Source organism: Streptomyces sp. MB09-02B (assembly GCF_033794485.1).
In the GTDB taxonomy this organism is placed as follows: domain Bacteria; phylum Actinomycetota; class Actinomycetes; order Streptomycetales; family Streptomycetaceae; genus Streptomyces.
Genome location: NZ_JARGEE010000959.1, coordinates 1 through 770, shown reverse-complemented (window position 1 = coordinate 770; position 770 = coordinate 1). Strand labels below are relative to the sequence as shown.

General features: G+C 73.1%; 1 pseudogene. It reads left to right on the top strand.

Going from position 1 to position 770, the window contains the following annotated elements:
- Window positions 1–696, top strand: a pseudogene (locus P1P70_RS45320) (glycoside hydrolase family 43 protein); the annotation flags it as partial.
- Between the last annotated feature and the right edge of the window lie 74 nt (window positions 697–770).

The following is a 770-nucleotide window of genomic DNA, read 5'->3' as shown; positions in this document are numbered from 1 at the left end:
AGACTGCTCCAGGGCCAGGTCGGCATCCCCGCGGCCTGCACCGCGCCGGCCGGCGCGGTGCAGGCCGCGGGGATGCCGACCTGGCCCTGGAGCAGTCTGCGGGCGGAGCCGGATGCCTCGTGGGTCGACATGACCACCCGCCCCGGCTGGATACGGCTGCGGGGCCGGCAGGGACCGGAATCGCTGTGGGACCAGAGCGTGTTGGCGCAGCGGATCACCGAGCACCGGGCGGAGGTGGAAGTCACCGTGGAGGCCCGGCCGCGCACCTTCGGCGAGGCCGCGGGACTGACCCTGCGCTACAACACCGCGTCCTACCTCAGCCTCGACCTGACCTGGGCCGAGCCCGAGGGCGAACCCCAGCACGGCCAGCAGTGGCGGGGCGAGGGCCGTACCGTGCTCAGCCTCCTGGAGCGCGACGAGGACGGTGCGCGGCAGGTGGCCGTCGTCGAGGTGGAGCCGGGCCGGCCAGTCACCCTGGGGGCGAGCATCGACGGTGGGGAGGCACGCTTCTGGTACCTCCGCGACGGCATCCGCGCCACCGTAGGCCCGCCCCTGGACTTCACCCACCTCTCGGACGACTACGGCCCCAGACTCCGCTTCACCGGAACCCTGGCCGGCATCCACGCCCAGGACCTCGTCGCAGCGGAGTTCACGGCGGACTTCAGCGGGTTCCGGTTGATGTGCGGCCCGGAGTGAAGTGACGGAGGGGGACGGCGAGGGGGCGTAGAAGTCGGCAAGCGGTGCGACGGCCCCAGCCAGTCCCCATCCCG